This window comes from Amycolatopsis oliviviridis (assembly GCF_014654365.1).
Lineage (GTDB): Bacteria > Actinomycetota > Actinomycetes > Mycobacteriales > Pseudonocardiaceae > Amycolatopsis > Amycolatopsis oliviviridis.
The window spans coordinates 124504-142072 of the sequence record NZ_BNAY01000011.1 but is presented as its reverse complement, the minus strand read 5'-3'; the positions used below and the strand labels follow the sequence as shown (position 1 = coordinate 142072).

General features: G+C 68.0%; 16 protein-coding genes. 6 read left to right on the top strand and 10 right to left on the bottom strand.

Annotation, left to right across the window (positions count from 1 at the left end; genetic code table 11):
• Positions 1 to 70: 70 nt before the first annotated feature.
• Positions 71 to 712 (bottom strand): FMN-dependent NADH-azoreductase, encoded by a 642-nt coding sequence (locus tag IE302_RS36660; RefSeq protein WP_191259047.1) that lies wholly within the window; start codon positions 710 to 712, stop codon positions 71 to 73.
• An 83-nt stretch (positions 713 to 795) separates the two neighbouring features.
• Here IE302_RS36660 and IE302_RS36655 point away from each other — a divergent pair, with 83 nt between their 5' ends.
• The gene (locus IE302_RS36655) at positions 796 to 1275 is read left to right on the top strand and encodes a MarR family winged helix-turn-helix transcriptional regulator (protein WP_191259046.1); all 480 of its coding nucleotides are present in this window, start codon (positions 796 to 798) and stop codon (positions 1273 to 1275) included.
• On the opposite strand, the gene IE302_RS36650 is transcribed toward IE302_RS36655, so the two are convergent.
• Positions 1272 to 1574: a DUF6506 family protein gene (locus tag IE302_RS36650; RefSeq protein WP_191259045.1), complete on the bottom strand. Its 303-nt coding sequence runs from the start codon at positions 1572 to 1574 to the stop codon at positions 1272 to 1274. The two genes, IE302_RS36655 and IE302_RS36650, sit on opposite strands and share 4 nt — an antisense overlap.
• Before the next feature lie 88 nt (positions 1575 to 1662).
• Positions 1663 to 2541, bottom strand: a complete 879-nt coding sequence (locus IE302_RS36645; RefSeq protein WP_191259044.1) for a LysR family transcriptional regulator — start codon at positions 2539 to 2541, stop codon at positions 1663 to 1665.
• Positions 2542 to 2578: 37 nt separating this feature from the next.
• Between IE302_RS36645 and IE302_RS36640 the strand changes: the two genes are divergently transcribed.
• On the top strand, positions 2579 to 3118 hold the full coding sequence (locus IE302_RS36640) for a DUF4352 domain-containing protein (RefSeq protein ID WP_191259043.1): 540 nt from the start codon (positions 2579 to 2581) through the stop codon (positions 3116 to 3118).
• A 241-nt stretch (positions 3119 to 3359) separates the two neighbouring features.
• On the opposite strand, the gene IE302_RS36635 is transcribed toward IE302_RS36640, so the two are convergent.
• The 5 genes from IE302_RS36635 to IE302_RS36615 form a co-directional block, all read right to left on the bottom strand.
• On the bottom strand, positions 3360 to 4073 hold the full coding sequence (locus tag IE302_RS36635; protein WP_191259042.1) for an ABC transporter ATP-binding protein: 714 nt from the start codon (positions 4071 to 4073) through the stop codon (positions 3360 to 3362).
• The gene (locus tag IE302_RS36630; RefSeq protein ID WP_191259041.1) at positions 4063 to 4836 is read right to left on the bottom strand and encodes an ABC transporter ATP-binding protein; all 774 of its coding nucleotides are present in this window, start codon (positions 4834 to 4836) and stop codon (positions 4063 to 4065) included. The genes IE302_RS36635 and IE302_RS36630 overlap by 11 nt, the downstream gene beginning before the upstream one ends.
• On the bottom strand, positions 4833 to 5963 hold the full coding sequence (locus IE302_RS36625; protein WP_191259040.1) for a branched-chain amino acid ABC transporter permease: 1131 nt from the start codon (positions 5961 to 5963) through the stop codon (positions 4833 to 4835). Before IE302_RS36625 ends, IE302_RS36630 begins: the two co-directional genes overlap by 4 nt.
• A complete protein-coding gene (locus IE302_RS36620; RefSeq protein ID WP_007028137.1) occupies positions 5960 to 6931 on the bottom strand; it encodes a branched-chain amino acid ABC transporter permease in 972 nt (323 codons plus the stop codon). The genes IE302_RS36625 and IE302_RS36620 overlap by 4 nt, the downstream gene beginning before the upstream one ends.
• Positions 6932 to 7043: 112 nt before the next feature.
• On the bottom strand, positions 7044 to 8195 hold the full coding sequence (locus IE302_RS36615; RefSeq protein WP_191259039.1) for a branched-chain amino acid ABC transporter substrate-binding protein: 1152 nt from the start codon (positions 8193 to 8195) through the stop codon (positions 7044 to 7046).
• Between the two features lie 471 nt (positions 8196 to 8666).
• On the opposite strand from IE302_RS36615, the gene IE302_RS36610 reads away from it, so the two are divergent.
• On the top strand, positions 8667 to 9488 hold the full coding sequence (locus tag IE302_RS36610) for an alpha/beta fold hydrolase (RefSeq protein WP_191259038.1): 822 nt from the start codon (positions 8667 to 8669) through the stop codon (positions 9486 to 9488).
• On the opposite strand, the gene IE302_RS36605 is transcribed toward IE302_RS36610, so the two are convergent.
• Complete coding sequence (locus IE302_RS36605) at positions 9454 to 10422, bottom strand: LysR family transcriptional regulator (RefSeq protein ID WP_191259037.1); 969 nt, start codon at positions 10420 to 10422, stop codon at positions 9454 to 9456. The two genes, IE302_RS36610 and IE302_RS36605, sit on opposite strands and share 35 nt — an antisense overlap.
• 16 nt (positions 10423 to 10438) lie before the next feature.
• Positions 10439 to 10867 carry a PaaI family thioesterase gene (locus IE302_RS36600; RefSeq protein WP_038511292.1) on the bottom strand — a complete coding sequence of 143 codons (429 nt, stop codon included), beginning with the start codon at positions 10865 to 10867 and terminating at the stop codon, positions 10439 to 10441.
• Between the two features lie 62 nt (positions 10868 to 10929).
• On the opposite strand from IE302_RS36600, the gene polA reads away from it, so the two are divergent.
• From polA to IE302_RS36585, 3 genes are all read left to right on the top strand, one after another.
• A complete protein-coding gene (polA, locus tag IE302_RS36595) occupies positions 10930 to 13674 on the top strand; it encodes a DNA polymerase I (RefSeq protein ID WP_191259036.1) in 2745 nt (914 codons plus the stop codon).
• A 64-nt stretch (positions 13675 to 13738) separates the two neighbouring features.
• A complete protein-coding gene (locus IE302_RS36590; RefSeq protein ID WP_229908162.1) occupies positions 13739 to 15343 on the top strand; it encodes a S1 family peptidase in 1605 nt (534 codons plus the stop codon).
• Positions 15340 to 17562 (top strand): serine/threonine-protein kinase, encoded by a 2223-nt coding sequence (locus tag IE302_RS36585; RefSeq protein WP_191259035.1) that lies wholly within the window; start codon positions 15340 to 15342, stop codon positions 17560 to 17562. Before IE302_RS36590 ends, IE302_RS36585 begins: the two co-directional genes overlap by 4 nt.
• The last annotated feature ends 7 nt before the right edge of the window (positions 17563 to 17569 follow it).

Here is a 17569-nt window from a genome sequence, read left to right as displayed (position 1 = left end):
TCCGTGAGGGCCTCCTTGAGGGACCCAGAGTCCCTCAAGGAGGCCCTCACGGATTTCGGCGACCACGCGCTCAAGCCGCGACGGGCGTCCACAAGGCGTCGATGGCGCGTTCGGCCTCGGCCTGGCTGGCCTCGGCCAGGGGGATCAGGTCCGCCATCGCCGGGTTGACCTTCGCCATGGTCAGCTCGGCGGTGACGAACCGCGGTTCGAGCCCGGTCAGCGAGACGCCGTGGGGGATCCATGACTGCGCATGGTCCCAGCCCGCACGAGGAGTGCCTTCGCCGTAGCCGCCGCCACGCGAGGCGAGGACGATGAAGTCGCGTCCGCCCAGCAGGCCCTGGTTGGTCTCGGGATCGATCGACAGTCCGGGCGCGATCAGGTGGTCGACCCAGGATTTGACCGTGCTCGGCGGGCCGAAGTTGTACAGCGGCAGGCCCAGCAGCACCGTGTCGGCCGCCTTGACCTCGTCGATCAGCTCCTTGATGAGCCGCCAGCCCTCGGCCTGCTCCGGGGTGTGCTGCTCCGGCGGCACGGCCCTGGAGAGGTGGGTCGCCGTGTTCAGATGCGGCAGCGGGTCGGCGCCCAGGTCACGGTAGGTGACGGTGCCTTCCGGATGCGCGGCGCGCCAGGCCGCGGCCGCCCGTGCGGTGAGGTGGCGGCTGATCGAGTGCTCGCCCGTGATGCTCGAGTCGATGTGCAGCAGATGCGTCATACCCATAATCTTGCACAGATAGTTTGTGTAACGCAAACCATTGATGCTGTGGTGGCCATCATCTGGGAACGTACACTCGACCTGTGTCCGAACTCCCGGTCGTGAACCAGCCCCCGCACCGCTGCGGCGCGCTGCTCGACCACGTCACCCGCCGGATCCGGCTGCGCAGCGAGACCGTCCTGACCCCGCTCGGCCTGCGCCCCCGGCATCTCGTCGCGCTCACCGTGCTGCGCGATCTCGGCGGCTGCTCGCAGCAGGACCTCGCGAAGACGCTGGAGATGGACGGCACGAACGTCGTGGGGCTGCTCAACGACCTCGAATCGGCGAACCTGATCGAACGCAAGCGGTCGCCGCAGGACCGGCGGCGGCATATCGTCGAACTCACCGACGTCGGGGCCAAGCAACTCGTGAAAGCCGAGTTCGCGCTCGCCGAGGTCGAGGACCAGGTTCTCGGCGCACTCGACAACGATCAGCGCGAGACGCTGTACAACCTGCTGTACCAGGCCGCGGGTCACGCCGAGGCCGGCCCCTGTGTCGAGGCCGTCCACGACGACAACTGCTAGGCCCCGAGGCCGAACAGGTCGTGAAGCTGCTTCGTGGCCTCACCGCCGTACATGACGCTCCCGACCGGTACCCGGCTTCCCACCGCGTCGATCACCCGCGCCGTCCACACGGGACCGAACGCGCCGCACAGTTCGATCAGTTGTGCGCCTTCGGCGACAAGTCGTTCGGCCGCGGCCACGACCTGATCCACCTCGCCGACACCGACCAGCACGGTCAGGCACTTCCCGGTGTCCACACGGGACACGTCCCGCGCCGGATCGCAGCCGTCGGCCAAGTAGACGAAACCCCACTGTCGCATGACAATCCTCCTTCGTTCTCGAACACCGTGAGGTAATCGCGAAACGCGAGGAGCCGTCCACGAGGTGGATCCGTACGGCCGTTCGGGATCACCGAACAGGGGAGGCCGAGCGGGTGGGGCGCGAATCCGTTGTGGGCGTTGTCATACCCAGGCGCGACGCCAGCTCCTCGATCCGGCCCGAGGATTCGTGGGCGGGGTTCCACACGAGGGCGTGCCGGACGACGGGCGCCTCCCGCAGCGGAATCCAGCGCAGGCCTTCGGCCGGCTCTTCCCGGGGCCGCAGGGCGACGACGTCACCGCCGTGTCGCAGTTCGGCGACGAACAGCGACCGCCGAGGCGGCCCGGTCCGCACCCGAGGCGGCCGCCAGCCGACCGTCGCGAGCAGCTCGTCGTGATAACCCGGTGCCAGTTCTCGGTCGTACAGGAGGAGATCCAGTCCGGCGAGGTCGTCCCAGCCCGTGTGATCGAGCCGGGTCACGGGATGGGCCTCGGAGACGAGCACCCCCAGCGGTCTCTCGCTCACGACGACGGCTCGCAGACCTTCCACGTCTTCCGGCAGCGCGAGCAGGCCGGCGTCGAGCGCGCCACGGCGCAGGAGTTCGAGCTGGCGCGCGGCGGAGAGGTCGTCGATCTCCGCGGCCTCCGCGTACAGGACGGGGAGCACGGCCGGTGGCGCGCCCGGTGTCACGCCGACGCGGAGTGGCCGGGCCACGGCGTCACGGACGGCCCGCGCGCCGAGGTCGGCCTCTTCCAGTATCCGGCGCGCGTGGGGGAGCAGCGCCAGTGCGGCGGCGGTGGGGGTCATCCCCGCCTGGGTCCGGACGAACAGGGGCGCGTCCAGTTCTCGTTCCAGCGCGATGATCTGCTGGCTGAGCGACGACGCCCGGATGCCGAGGCGCTCCGCGGCACGGGTGAGATGCCCTTCCTCCGCCACCGCGCACAGATATCGAAGACGTCGTAACTCCACAGCCGCACAGTAGCCTCAGACCAGGCAGAATCGACGAGTGCGCAGAGGAATCGTTCGTGCTCTCGTGGCGGCCGTCTCGGTCCTGGTCGCCGGCTGCTCCGGTGAACCGGAGCGGCCACCCGCCAAACCCGTGTACGACCTGCCCGCGCGGGAGGTCCGGCCGGACGAGACCGCGCTGCACCTGCCGTCGGCGCTCAACGGCGAGACAGAGTTCTCCGTCATCGGTCTGGCCGCCGGATTGCCCAGTCTCACCGGCAGCCACACCGAGTTCGAGGCGAAGGGACAGTTCGTCCGGCTCCGGCTGGTGGTGACGGGAAAGGGGCTGTCCGGAATCCTGTTCGACACCCGGCGCCAGCAGCTGGTCACCGATTCCGGCGCCGTGATCGCCGTCGACAACCAGGCGATGACGATCAAACGCCAGCCCGACAAGTTCGATCTCGGGCGGGGCGTCCGGGTCGAGTTCGACCTCTACTTCGATCTGCCCAAGGAGGCGAAACCGTTGGTGCTGCGGGCTTTCGGCGGTCCGACCTTGACCGACATGAAGAACCTCACCGGCACCGACATCAAGCTGGGCTGAGCTGTGCCTTGAGGAGATGCGTGAAGGTGTAACTCGCGTGATCAGGAACGGATCTCGCGTGATCAGAGGGCGAACTCGGTGATCGTCGTCTGATCCCGCGAGTTCCGTCTCTGATCACGCGAGTTCGCCGTCGGATCACGCGTGATCGCCCATCTCGCCCGGACACGCCACGTTCGCCTTACCTCTCGACCAAAGAAAAGGGCCCCGCCGCGAGAGCGACGGGGCCCTTTCTTCGAAGGCGTCAGACGCCCAGGTCGCCACCGAGGTAGGCGGCCCGCACCTGAGGGTCGTCCAGCAGCTCGACACCGCGGGCGCTCTTGACCACTTCACCGGTCTCCAGCACGTACGCGCGATCGGAGAGCTTCAGCGCCTGCTGCGCGTTCTGCTCCACGAGCAGGACCGTGGTCCCGCGCTTGTTGATCTCGCGGATGATGTCGAAGATCTGCGCGATCAGCATCGGCGCCAGGCCCATGGACGGCTCGTCGAGCAGCAACACCTTGGGCTTGGTCATCAGCGCGCGGCCGATGGCGATCATCTGCTGCTCGCCACCGGACATCGTGCCGCCGAACTGGGTCTTGCGCTCGTTAAGCCGCGGGAACAGCTCGTAGACCTCGTCGAGGTCGGCCTTCAGGTCGTCCTTGCGGGTGTAGGCACCCATCAGGAGGTTTTCCTGCACCGTCATACCGGGGAACACGCCCCGGCCTTCCGGCGACTGGCCGATCCCGAGTTCGACCCGCTTGTGCCCGGGCGTCTTCGAGATGTCCTTGCCGTCGAAGAGGATCCGGCCGCTGGTCAGCGGACGCAGGCCCGAGATCGTCTTCAGCGTCGTGGTCTTGCCGGCGCCGTTGGCCCCGATGAGCGAAACGATCTCGCCCTCGCCGACCTCGATGGTCATGCCCTTGAGCGCGGCGATCTTCCCGTAGTGGACGTTGATGTCCTGAACCTCAAGAAGCATCTTCCGCCACCCCCAGGTAAGCCTCGATCACCTTCTGGTTGTTCTGCACCTCTTGGGGGAGCCCTTCTGCGATCTTCTGGCCGAAGTCGAGCACGGCCAGCCGGTCGGCGATCTGCATGACCAAGCCCATGTCGTGCTCGATGAGCAGCACGGTCCGGCCGTCGTCCCGGATCTTGCGGATCAGCTGCTGCAGCGAGTTCTTCTCCGCCGGGTTCATGCCGGCGGCGGGCTCGTCGAGCAGCAGCAGCTTCGGGTCGGTCGCGAGCGCACGCGCGATCTCCAGACGGCGCTGATCGCCGTAGGAGAGGTTCTTCGCGGTGTTGTGCTCGACCCGTCCGATGCCGACGAAGTCCAGCAGGTCCCTCGCCAGCTCGCGGCCCCGCTTCTCTTCCTTGCGGTGCACGGGCAGGCCCAGCGTCGCCGAGATCGCACCGGTCTTGTGGTGCGAGTCCGCACCGACCATCACGTTCTCGAGCGCCGACATGTTGTGGAACAGCCGGATGTTCTGGAACGTGCGGGCGATCCCGGTCTGGTTGATCCTGAACCGCTTCATCCCGTTGACCTTGGTGCCGTCGAAGCGCACCTGGCCTTCGGTCGGCTGGTAGACACCCGTGATCACGTTGAACACGGTGGTCTTGCCCGCGCCGTTCGGCCCGATCAGCGCGAAGATCTCACCCTTGTCGATGGTGAGGTCGACTTCCTTCAAGGCCGTGACACCGCCGAAGCGCATGGTCACGTTGTCGAATTCGAGCAGTGCGCTCATTTCGTCACCTCCGCCGAAGCCTCGGAATCCGGACCCGCGACTTCGGCGCCCATGGCGCCCATCCCGCCCGTTCCTTCACGTAGTTCCGCCTTGCGCTGCCGGGACGGCAGCAGGCCCTCCGGCCGCAGCGCCATCATCAGCACGAGCACGCCGCCGAAGATCAGGATGCGGTACTCGGAAAGGAACCGGAACCGCTCCGGAAGCCAGGCGACGAGGAACGCGCCGAGGATGACGCCGGGCAGGTTCCCCGCGCCACCGAGCACGACGGCCGCGAGAATGGTCGCCGAGAGGATGAACGGGAAGTTGTTCGGTTCGATGAAGACGGCCTTGCTCGCGTAGACCACACCGGCCATACCGCCGAGCATGGCGCCGATGGCGAACGCCAGCAGCTTGAACTTGAACGTCGGGACGCCCATCAGTTCGGCGGCGTCCTCGTCTTCGCGGATCGCCGCCCAAGCCCGGCCGACGCGGCTGCGGTGCAGCCGGACGGAGAAGACGATCGCGATCACGATCGCCGCCAGGATCAGGTAATAGTACGGCGCCGGGTCGAGCAGGAATTCGGTTCCGAACATGGGTTCCGGGTGCGGGACGTTGGTGATCCCGCGGGCACCGCCGATGCCGTCGGTGTTCGTCGCGGTGATCCGGACGATTTCACCGAACCCGAGTGTCACGATGGCCAGATAGTCACCGCGTAGCCGGAGCGTCGGAGCACCGAGGATCACCCCGGACATCGCCGCCAGGAAGATGCCGAGCACAAGGCATCCCCAGAAGGTCCAGCCGTATTTCGTGCCCATCACGGCGAGGGTGTAGGCGCCGATCGCGAAGAACGCGACGAACCCGAGGTCGAGCATGCCCGCGTGGCCGACGACAATGTTCAGGCCGATCGCCAGCAGGATGTACACCCCGACCGGGAAGATCAGGACCGTGGTCCAGTCCGATTCCGGCGACATGAACGAGCCGATCGCCGGCGCGGGAAGGATCAAGGCGCCGACGATCAGGGCGATGTACACGCCATAACGTTGCCAATGCGGAGCGTCGGCCCACCAATCCCGAAGGCCGTCGATCGGGTGAAAGCCGGCGCGCGCGGCCTTTCCGTTTTCTGTAGACACTTCTTCGTTGCCCTTCATGCGCGTGCCCGCTGCAGCGATTCACCGAGGATGCCGGTGGGACGGAACATCAGGACCAGCACCAGAACCACGAAGGCGGTGACGTCCTTCCATTGTGAACCGAAGAAGATGGAACTCCAGTTCTCCACCAGGCCGAGCACGATGCCACCGAGCAGCGCCCCTCGCAGGTTGCCGATACCTCCCAGCACGGCCGCGGTGAACGCCTTGATGCCGAGGAGGAAGCCGATGCGGTAATCGGTGTTCTCGTATTCCATGACGTACAGCGCCGCGGCGACACCCGCCATAGCGCCACCGAGCAGGAAGGTGAGACGCACGATCTTGTCGATGCTGACGCCCATCAGCACGGCGGCTTCGGGATCCTGTGCCGTGGCACGGATACCGCGGCCGATGCGGGTCCGGCTGACCAGCTGGTCGAGGGCGATCATCATGATCACGGCGCCGACGACGACGAACACGTGGTCGGTGCGGACCACGCCGTTGCCGATGTGGAACAGCTCCTCGTGCGGGATGAACCGCGGCGCGTTCTGTTGCACACGGCCGGATTTCCCGGTGATCCATTCGATGATCTCGAGACCGAACAGCTCCTGCAGGAACAGCGAGGCGCCGATGGCGGAGATCAGCGCGGCCAGCCGGGTCGCGCCCTTCTTGCGGAGCGGCCGGTAGGCCACTTGCTCCAGCAAGACCGCGGCGCCGCCGGACACAGCGGCCGAGGCGATGATGATCAGCAACAGCACGGCGATCATGCCGAACACGCCGAGCGTGATCGGGGCGGTGCCGCCGGCGATGGTGATGAGGACGAACAGGGACGTGACCGTCCCGATCATGAAGATCTCGGAATGGGCGAAGTTGATGAGCCGGAGCACGCCGTAGACCATTGTGTAGCCGAGGGCGATGAGGGCGTAGATGCTTCCGGCGACCAGTCCGCCGATGGTGCTACCGAGGAACTGGGCTTGCAGATCTTGAAGCATGACGTGGATGCCTTACGGGACGGGGCGAGGATATTTCGCCACATTTACGGGAAGCGGGGGAGCTGTGCCCGCACAGCGCCCCCGCTTCCGTTAGGTGTTCCTACCTGCTCCGTCAGCCGTTGAGCTTGGCTTCGGTCGAGACGCCGAGGTTCTTGAGGACGCCACCGGTGACCTGGTAGACGTTGATCGCGTCCGTCGACGGTTCGCCGTTCTCCTTGAACTTGATCTGCTTCGAGACACCCTTGAAGTCGATCGTCTTGAGAGCCTCGTTGATCTTCTCGGCGGTGGTCGCGCCACCCTTGACCGCGTTGATGATGGCGGTCGCGGCGTCGTAACCCTCGCTCGAGTAGATCGCCGGGTCGACGTTGTACGCGGCCTTGTACTTGGTGCTGAACTCGTCGGTGGAGCCGGCGTCCGGGATGTTGCAGGGGCAGCCGACGACGGCCTTCTCGGCTGCCGCGGCACCCGCACCACTGACGAGCTGGGCGTCGAGCGATCCGTCGCCGGTGGCGAAGACGGCGGTCACCTGGCTGTCACGCAGCTGCTTGAGCAGACGGCCACCCTGGGCGTAGTAGCCACCGAAGAGGATGATGTCCGGGTTCGCGGCCTTGACCTTCTGCACGGTCGAGGAGTAGTCCGACGCGTCCTTGGCGAACTTGTCGCGCTCGGTCGGGACGTTCTTTTCCTTCAAGGTCTTCTCGAAGTTGTCGGCCAGGCCGACGCTGTACTCTTGGTCGTCCGAGATGACGTAAGCCTTCTTGGGCGACTTCGCCGTGATGAGGAAGTTGGCGATGGCCGGGCCCTGACTGGCGTCGCTCGCGACGACACGGTGCCAGTACTTCCAGCCGTTCGCGGAAAGGCCCGCGTTCGTCGCCGACGGCGAGACACTCGGGATCTTGTTCTGCTCCAGCTGACCGCCGATGGCCTTCGACTCACCGGAGAACGCCGGGCCGATCAGCGCGGTGATCTTGTCCTGGCCGACGGCGGTCGCGATCAGCGACGTCGCCTGCTCGGGCTTGCCCTGGCTGTCGTATTCCTTGAGCTCCAGCTTGGTCGCCGGGTTCGTCTTGTTGTACTCGTCGATAGCGAGCTTCGCGCCGTTGCGGGGCGGGATCACGATCCCGGAGTTCTCACCGGTGAGGTCACCCATGAACCCGATCTTCAGCGTGCTGCTGTCACCGCCACCGGACGTGCTGCCGCCCGCGCAGCCCGCCAGCGCCAGCGACGCAGCCGCCGCGACGGCGAAAACCCGTCCAAAACGCACTCCTGACACCGACTACCTCCCATGACCAACCAGCCGCCGGTAGGCGTTGCCCCCGACACAGGGGCTAGGTTAGGGCAGGAAGATATCCCCCTCTGCCATGATCTGGACAGACGCCCATCACTCTGTGTCCACATCGTGACGGTCGAAACCAGAACGAATTGCACGAAAAGGCGAATGTTGCCGGTTGACAAGTCTTCGCTGGTCACGCTGGGGATTCACCGCTACCACGTCGATCATGCTCGTGGGTAATGATCATGTTTCGGCCGCGTATCTTGCGGCTTTCCCCTCCTTCGAGGGCGCCCGTTCGTAGTAGCAATGTTGCCCCAAAGGGCGTCAAGCGTGCCCCTCCCTTCTCTCGTGGCACGACAACCGATGGTTGTCATCGGGGCCCGAACGGCTGTTGGATCCCGGCCCCGGCCTCGCGGTTAGCTGTTCCCAGAGCCGGAAAAACCGACTAGGACCTGGGAGAACATGACGATGAGCGTCGAACTGAGCGGAGCGATCGAAGGCGTGGCCGCGGGAGTCCCGTTCGTGGCGTTGCCGCCGTCGGACGAGTCGCGTCCGGCACCGCTGGTGCTCACCTGGCACCTGCTGGGCGCGCCGTTCAGCGAAGCGGCCATGGCGGCGGCGCTGCCGATGCGGGGACTGCACGCGTGGCGGGTGCACCTCGGGTTGCCGCTGACCGGGAAACGCTTCCCCGAGGGCGGTTTCGAGGGCTTCTTCCGCCTCGCGAGCGAGGACAACGTGCTCAACGTCGTCGAACCGCTCACCAAGCAGGTCGAGGCCGAATTCCCGGCGGCGGTGGCGGAGCTGCGCTCCCGCCTGTCCATTGAGGACGGTCCGGTCGGGCTGGTCGGCGGTTCGCAGGGCGGCGGCGTCGCACTGCAGATGCTGACCCACGCCGAGATCCCGGTGGCGGCGGCCGCGCTGGTGAACCCGGTGACCCAGCTGGCGCCGGTGATCGCGGCGAACGAGCGGATCTACGACGTCACCTATCACTGGTCGGACCGGTCCCGCGCGGTCGCGAACGAGTACGACTACGTGCGGCGGGCCGAAGAACTGACCGCGCCGGTGCTGCTGGTCATCGGCGAGGAGGACGACGTCTCGATCACCGAACCGGCCGCGGCGCTGCACAAGACACTGGGGCAGGGGCGATCCGAGCTCGTCACCATCCCGGGGATGGCGCACGAATTCGCCGAGGCGCCCGGCCTCGAACCCGCTCCGCAGACGGAACACGCGAAGCTGGTCGACGCCGAGCTCACCCGCTGGTTCGCCCGGCACCTAGCGGTCTGAGGTCGTCGTCCGGCAGCCACGATCGAGCGGGATCGTAGGTGCACCAACCTTCTTCGTGGCTGGTCCGGCCCAGGAGCGCCAGCAGGCGCCGCAGGGCCGGGCCTTCGCCGCGCCGCCACACGACCGACCACGGGAACAGCGGTGAAGGTTCGAAGGGGAGCACTCGCAGGTCGATGTCGGACGCGAGGTCCATGTCGGCGCCGGCGAGGGTGACCCGCTGCTTCCCGTAACGGGTCTGTTCCAGTGTGTGCCTGAGGTCGTAACTGACCCCGGAGTCGTCGATCGGGACGCCGAATTCTTTGCATAGGCGTTGCAAATAAGAAAGCCATTCGACCGGGCCGCCCAATTGCGGAATCCAGATGCCCTCACTCCGGAGATCGGACAATTTCAGGACATCGTTGCCTGCCAGCGGATGTTCCGGAGCGAGAAGGGCGACCAGTGGTTCGAGCCGGACAAGGCGATGTTCGAGTTCCGCGGGCACCTCGCGGCCGAGATCCGCGACGCGGCCGAACGCGAGGTCGATCTCGCCGCGGACCAGCGGGTCCAGCGCGTTGGCGAGCCCGCGTCCGGCGACGCGCTCGACGGCCAGCTCCGGGTCCCGCTGCGCGACGCGCCGCAGCATGTACATGGGGGAGAGGCGCGGATCGATGATGTCCAGGCGGGGCGGCCGGTCCTGAAGGCCCATCGCGGCGACGGCCGCGTCCGCCGCGCGGATCAGCTCGCGCGCGTGCGGGAGGAAGCGGTCGCCGTCGGTGGTCAGCTCGACGGACCGGTTGGTGCGCCGGAACAGTTGGACCGACAGGGCGTCCTCGAGTTTCCGGATCCGCTTCGACAGCGCTTGCTGGGTCAGGTACAGGGATTCTGCCGCGCGACCGAAATGGCCGTGGTCGGCGGTCGCGACGAACGCCCGCACCTGAGCCGTGTCGAGATCCATGTGGGGTGGTGCGGGCTCAGGCGCCCGGCGGCCGTTCCCGCACCACGCACGTCAGCCGCGCCGTGCACGAGCGCCGACCCTGGTCGTCGGTCAGCACGATCTCCGCGGTGACGGTTCCGCGTCCGACGTGCACCGGGGTCGCGACCCCGGTGACCCGCCCGGAGCGGACCGCCCGGTGGTGGGTGCACGAGAGTTCGAGGCCCATCGTCGCCTTGTCGGTGCCGGCGTTGAGCGCGCAGACCATCGAGCCGAGCGCCTCGGCCACGACGGCGTTCGCCCCGCCGTGGAGCAGGCCGTAGGGCTGGAGGTTGCCCTCTACCGGGATGCTGCCCACGACGCGTTCGGGACCGAATTCGCTGATCTCGAGCCCGAGCTTGTCGTTGAGCTGCTGTCCGGCGAAGGCCGGGTCGATCCCGGCGAAGGATTCGAGGGCTTGTTCGGTCACGCAGAGCTCCTTAAACGACACGACAGGTAGGACTGTCAGACCCTCACCCTAGACTCGCTCCCGTGAGCCCGAGTGAGAACACGACCGTTGCCAATGCCACACCCGCCACCGCACAGGCCGAGCGGCCCAAACTGCTGCTGATCGACGGCCATTCGATGGCGTATCGCGCGTTCTTCGCGCTGCCCGCGGAGAACTTCAAGACGAAGACCGGGCAGACGACGAACGCGGTGTTCGGGTTCACCTCGATGCTCATCAACCTGCTGCGCGACGAGGCGCCGACCCACCTCGCGGTGGCGTTCGACCTTTCCCGCAAGACGTTCCGTTCGGAGACGTTCGCGGAGTACAAGGCCAACCGCAGCAGCACCCCGGACGAGTTCAAGGGCCAGGTCGGCCTGGTCGAGGACGTGCTCAAGGTCCTCGGCATCCCGGCGCTGACCAAGGAGAACTACGAAGCCGACGACATCATCGCCACGCTCACGACACAGGCGACCGCCGAAGGCTTCGACGTCCTCATCTGTACGGGCGACCGTGACGCGCTCCAGCTGGTGACCGACCAGGTCACCGTGCTGTACCCGAAGCGCGGCGTGTCGGAGATGACCCGGTTCACCCCGGAGGCGGTCGAGGAGAAGTACGGCCTCACCCCGGCGCAGTACCCGGACTTCGCCGCGCTGCGCGGCGACCCCTCGGACAACCTGCCCAGCATCCCCGGCGTCGGCGAGAAGACGGCCGCGAAGTGGATCAGGCAGTTCGGGTCCTTCAACGAGCTGATCGACCGGGTCGACGAGGTCAAGGGCAAGGTCGGCGACGCGCTGCGCGAGCACCTCGGCGCGGTGATGCTGAACCGCCAGCTCACCGAGCTGATCCGCGACGTCGAGCTGGAGCTCGGCCCGACAGGTCTGGAGCTGCGTCCCTGGGACCGCGAGGCCGTCCACGCGCTGTTCGACGAGCTGGAGTTCCGCGTCCTGCGTGACCGGCTCTTCGCCACCTTGCAGAGCGCCGAGCCCGAGGCCGAGGAGGGCTTCGAGGTCAGCGGCGCGAAGCTCGCTCCGGGCGCCCTCACGGAATGGCTGTCCGCGCACACCGGTCAGGACCAGCCGGTCGGCCTCGCGTTCCGCACCACCGGTGCCTCGGTCCGCTCCGATCTGAAGGCCATCACTTTCGCGGCCGCCGACGGCGAAGGCGCGTACGTCGACGTCACCACGCTGGACGCCGAGGACGACAAGGCGCTCACCGCCTGGCTCGCCGACGAGAAGATCCAGAAGATCGGTCACGAGCTGAAGGTCGCGCTGCACGCGGTCAAGGCACGCGGCTGGACGTTCGCCGGGCTCGTCATGGACACCGCGCTCGCGGCGTACCTGGTCCGCCCGGGGCAGCGCACCTTCGAACTCGACGACCTCGCCCTGCGGTACCTGCACCGCGAGCTGCGGTCCGAGGCCGACACCGGGGACGGGCAGCTCTCGCTGCTCGACGGCGGCGGCGCCGAGGACCTGGAGCAGAAGGAGATCCAGGCCGAGCTGGTCAAGGCCCGCGCGGTCGCCGAACTGGCGGGCGCGCTGACCAAGGAGCTCGAAGAACTCGGCGGCGCCCAGCTGCTCGTCGAACTGGAACTGCCGCTGCTGCAGGTGATCACCGGACTCGAAGCGGCGGGCATCGCGGTCGACATCGAGCATCTGACGGATCTGGAATCGCATTACCTCGGCCGGGTCACCCAGGCCGCGGACGAGGCGTACGCGGTCATCGGCAAGCAGGTCAACCTCGGCTCGCCCAAGCAGCTCCAGGTGATCCTGTTCGACGAGCTCGGCATGCCGAAGACCAAACGCACCAAGACCGGCTACACCACCGACGCCGAGGCGCTGCAGAGCCTGTTCGAGAAGACCGAGCACCCGTTCCTGCAGCATCTGCTGGAACACCGGGACGCGACCCGGCTGCGCACCACGGTCGAAGGCCTGATCAAGGCGGTCGCCGACGACGGCCGCATCCACACCACGCTGCTGCAGACGATCGCCGCCACCGGACGGCTCTCCTCGGTCGACCCGAACCTGCAGAACATCCCGATCCGCACCGAGGAAGGCCGCCGCATCCGCGACGCGTTCGTCGTCGGCGACGGGTACGCCGAGCTGATGACGGCGGACTACAGCCAGATCGAAATGCGGATCATGGCGCACCTCTCGCAGGACGAAGGACTGATCCAGGCCTTCAACAGCGGCGAGGACCTGCACACTTTCGTGGCGTCCCGCGCGTTCTCGCTGCCGCCGGAGGAGATCACGCCGGAACTGCGGTTCCGGGTCAAGGCGATGTCGTACGGCCTGGCGTACGGGCTTTCGGCGTACGGGCTTTCGCAGCAGCTGCGGATCTCGACCGAGGAAGCCAAGGAACAGATGGAGGCGTACTTCTCCCGCTTCGGCGGCGTGCGCGACTATCTTCACTCGGTCGTGGGCGACGCGGCGAAGGTCGGTTACACCGAAACGATCTTCGGCCGCCGCCGGTACCTGCCGGATCTCAACAGCGACAACCGCCAGCGCCGCGAGATGGCCGAACGGATGGCGCTCAACGCCCCCATCCAGGGCAGCGCGGCCGACATCATCAAGGTCGCCATGCTCAACGTGCACAAGGCGCTGACCGAGGCGAAGCTGAAGAGCCGTGTTCTGCTCCAGGTGCACGACGAACTCGTCCTCGAAGTCGCCGACGGCGAGCGCGAGCAGCTGGAAGCGTTGGTGCGTCAGGGAATGGGCTCGGCGTACGAGCTCGCCGTCCCGCTGGAGGTCTCGGTCGGCTACGGCCGGTCGTGGAACGACGCCGCGCATTAGGCTTCGAGAGTGGTAATGACGGTGAGAACCGTCATTACCACTCACGATCGGTAGGGTCCTTCGGGTGACTTCCGAGCGCAGACGCTGGCGGGTGCGGCTGCGCGATCGTCGTGGGCGGATCCTGGGCGCCGGGACCATGCTCGACGGGGAACACCTCCTCACCTGCGCTCATGTGATCGAAGGCCACGACGAAATCACGGTGGATTTCGTGGCGCTTCCCGGTGTCGAATCCGGAATCGCGAAAACCGTCGCGCAGGCCGCGCCCATCGGCGACGACGGCGGGGACGTCGCGTTGCTCCGGTTGCGCGACCCCGAGGAACAGCTCACCGGCGCGCCGCTCCACCGGACGGCGCTCGAAGACAACCAGCAGGTGCGCGCGTACGGCTTCCCGTGCGGTTCGGACGGCATGTGGTCGCTGGCGACCGTCGTCGGCGACGGCGGGCACGGCCTGGAGCGCGTCCAGCTGCACCGGAGTCCCGACGCCGAGCCGATCACCCACGGCTTCAGTGGTTCCGCGGTGATCGCCGACAAGACCGGTCACGTCGTCGGCATGGTCGCGACCCGGTACGCGACCGAGGCCGCCCGCGTCTCCTGGATGATCCCGGTCGAGACGATGCTCGGCTATCTGCCGGAACTGCGCCGCTGGGCCGAGGGCAGCCCGGCGATCGACCCGAGTTTCGTCCAGTACCCGGAACCGCCCACGATCGACGTGCTCTTCGCCCGCGAATTCGCGCGATGGCTCGGCGGGCACGGCCGGTCGGACGTCCGGGTGATCATCATGGGCGACGACGATTCCGCCGTCGCGGCCTCGTTGCGCCGCGCTATCGTCCTCGCCGACCGCGAACACGGCGCGGGCCGGAGCGCGTCCGGGCCGACGGTCCCGCCGGTGGGCAGTGTCGTGCTCGCCGTCGACGCGGTCGGCAAGACCGCCGACGCGGTCCGCCGCCGCATCTCCGACCGGCTCGACGTCGCCGCGGACTCGCCCGCGGGGCGCCACGGGTCCGGCCGCACGGTCGTCGTCTACGGGGTCGACGAGTCGGCCGAACCCGACGAACTCGTCGGCGAGGTGCTCGTGCCGCTGGCCCAGCGCGCGCACGAACTCGGGCTGCGGCTGGCACTGGCGTTCCGCGAGGAGACCTCGCCGGGCGTGGACGTGGTCCGGTCGAGCACCGACGTCCTGCCCGCCGGCGAGGACGACATCGAGGGCAGGCTCGCTCAGCTGGAAACGCGGCTGGCCGAACTGGACCGGCTGGAGAAGGACAATCCGAGCGACGCACCCCGCTTCTCCGGCATTCCACACGTCCATCCCAAGGCGCGGCGGTTGAGAGGCGCGGTGACGCAACTGCGTTCGGCGGAGCAGGACGATGAAACCGATTGGGTGAAACGGCAGCTCCCGGTCTGTGAGCGGGCCGTGGCCAAAACCGTCGAGCGGGCCCGCGACCTGCGCCGTCTCCTCGACGAGAACCTCGCCCGGCGCGCGGAACTCCGTGCCCGGCTCGACGCGTACGGGGAGATGGCCCGTAACAGCGGGCTCGTCGAAGACGTCGAACTGGATGCCGCCTACGCGCCCGCCTGGCGGATGCTCTTCGAAGGACCGTGCGACCTCGCGGCCGCGGCGGCCGCCGTCGAGCGGTACGCGGACACCGTACGGAAACGGATCGACGGATGACGGCCTGCGGACGGGACGGCTGCCGGGGCACGCTCGGCAAGACCGGCTTCTGCAAGGTCTGCGGGCTGCCGCCAGGCACGCCGGAAGAGCCGACGCTGGTGATCCCCGGCCCCGGCGCGCCGACCCGGATCACCGGCACGGTGGTCACCCGCTCCCAGCAGATCGCGGGGCACGCGACCGCGGACGACCGGGTCCCGCTCCCGGTCGTCGAACTCCCCGACGTCGCCGGCCGCTTGCTGACCGAGCCCCATGTCCCGGAGGAGGAACGGTTCTGCGGCAAGCACGGCTGCACCGCCACCCCGGTCGGCCGCTCGATCGGCGGCGGGCCCGCGCCCGCCGAGGGATTCTGCCCGGTCTGCCGGACGCCGTTCTCCTTCACGCCCAAGCTCGCGGCCGGTGACGTGGTCGACGGCCGCTATCACGTGCTCGGCTGCGTCGCGCGCGGCGGACTCGGTTTCGTCTACCTGGCGACGGATTCCGGACTCGGCGACCGGTACGTCGCGCTCAAGGGCCTGATCAACACGAACAACACCGCCGCCGTGCGGATCGCGGAGACCGAAAGCCAGGTGCTCATCGCGCTGGAGCATCCGAACGTCGTCCGGATCTTCGACGTGGTCGAGCACGACGACTTCCGTTACATCGTCATGGAGTTCGTCGACGGGCTTTCCCTGCGGGAGATCAAGAACCGCGGCCGGGCCGGGCTGGACTCCAGCGAGGGACGGCTGCTGGTCGAGCACGTCGTGGCGTACGGACGCGAGATCCTGACCGCGCTCGACTACCTCCACGGCGAGGGCCTGCTGTACTGCGACATGAAGCCGGACAACGTGATCCACGGTGAGAAGCGGATCAAGCTCATCGATTTCGGCGCCATCCGCAAGATCGCCGACGACGAAAGCCCGCTCGTCGGGACCGAGCACTACCAGGTCTCCCCGCGGGAACGGGCGAAACACGGGCTCACCGTCCGGTCCGACATCCACACCGTCGGCGTGACGCTGCGGGAACTCTTCCAGGCCAGCGACGGCTGGTCGGTCACCACCGACGCGCGCGGCGTCCGGTTCGGCATCGAGTCGTTCCTCCGCGTCCTCGACCGCGCGACCGCTTCGTTCGACCAGCGATTCGCGAGCGCACGCGAGATGCTGGTCCAGCTCGACGGGGTGCTCGGCGAGATCCTTTCCTTGCGGGACAAGCAATCCCGGCCCTCCGGATCCACGCTGTTCACGGAAGGGGCGGTCCTGCTCGACGCGGGACTCGGCCAGGCGCCGCCGCTGGAGCACTGGACGCGGGGGACGGCCGTGTCGCTCGGCGCGCGCCCGGCCGCCGCGGAGATCGCCGTCGGCCTGCCGGTACCGCGGGAGGATCCCGAGGATCCGCAGGCGAGCTTCCTCCGTGCCGTCCGCGCTCCCGACGCGGCGCGGTTGCTGAAGAAACTCGACAAGGTGTCGGGTTCGGTCGAGGTCGAGTTCCGCCGGTGCCGGGCCCGGCTGGAACTCGGGGCGACCGTCGAAGGCGCGCTGGCGGTGGCAGAGGCCGAACGCCTCCTCGGCGACCGCGCTCCCTACGACTGGCGGGTGGCGTGGCATCGGGGCCTGCTCGCGCTCGGCGAGGGCGATTTCGCCGCCGCCAAGGAGAAGTTCACCGCCGTGTACCGGGACATCCCCGGCGAGGAGCCGCCGAAACTCGCCTTGGGCCTGTGCGAGGAGCACCTCAACGGCGCGGCCGCCGCCGAGCGGTACTACGACGCCCTGTGGGTGCGCGACCGGTCCCAGGTCAGCGCGGCGTTCGGTCTCGCGCGGGTCCGGTTGCTGCGCGGCGCTCGCGCCGCCGCCGTCGAGATCCTCGACCAGGTCCCGGAATTCTCGCGCTACGACGAGGCCGCGCGGATCGCCGGGGTGCGGGTGCTGTCCGCGCCGATGCCGGGGACCGGGGATCTCCCGGCGTCGGCCGAACTCGACGACGCCGTGATCCGGCTGACCGCGCTGGACCTCGACGGTGACGCCCTCGACCGGCTGGTGACGGCCGTGCGCGAGACCGGGCTCGCGGGGGTGCTCCTCGGGCAGGACGGCATCACCGACGGCGAGATCCTGCGGTCCGCCGAGACGGGCGCCCGCACCGTGCTGGACCGGTCGTACCGGCGGCTCGCGCACCACGCGCCCTCGCCGGAGGCACACGACGTCCTGATCGATCTCGCCAACGCGGTGAGACCGGTGACCTTCGTGTGAAAGGGGA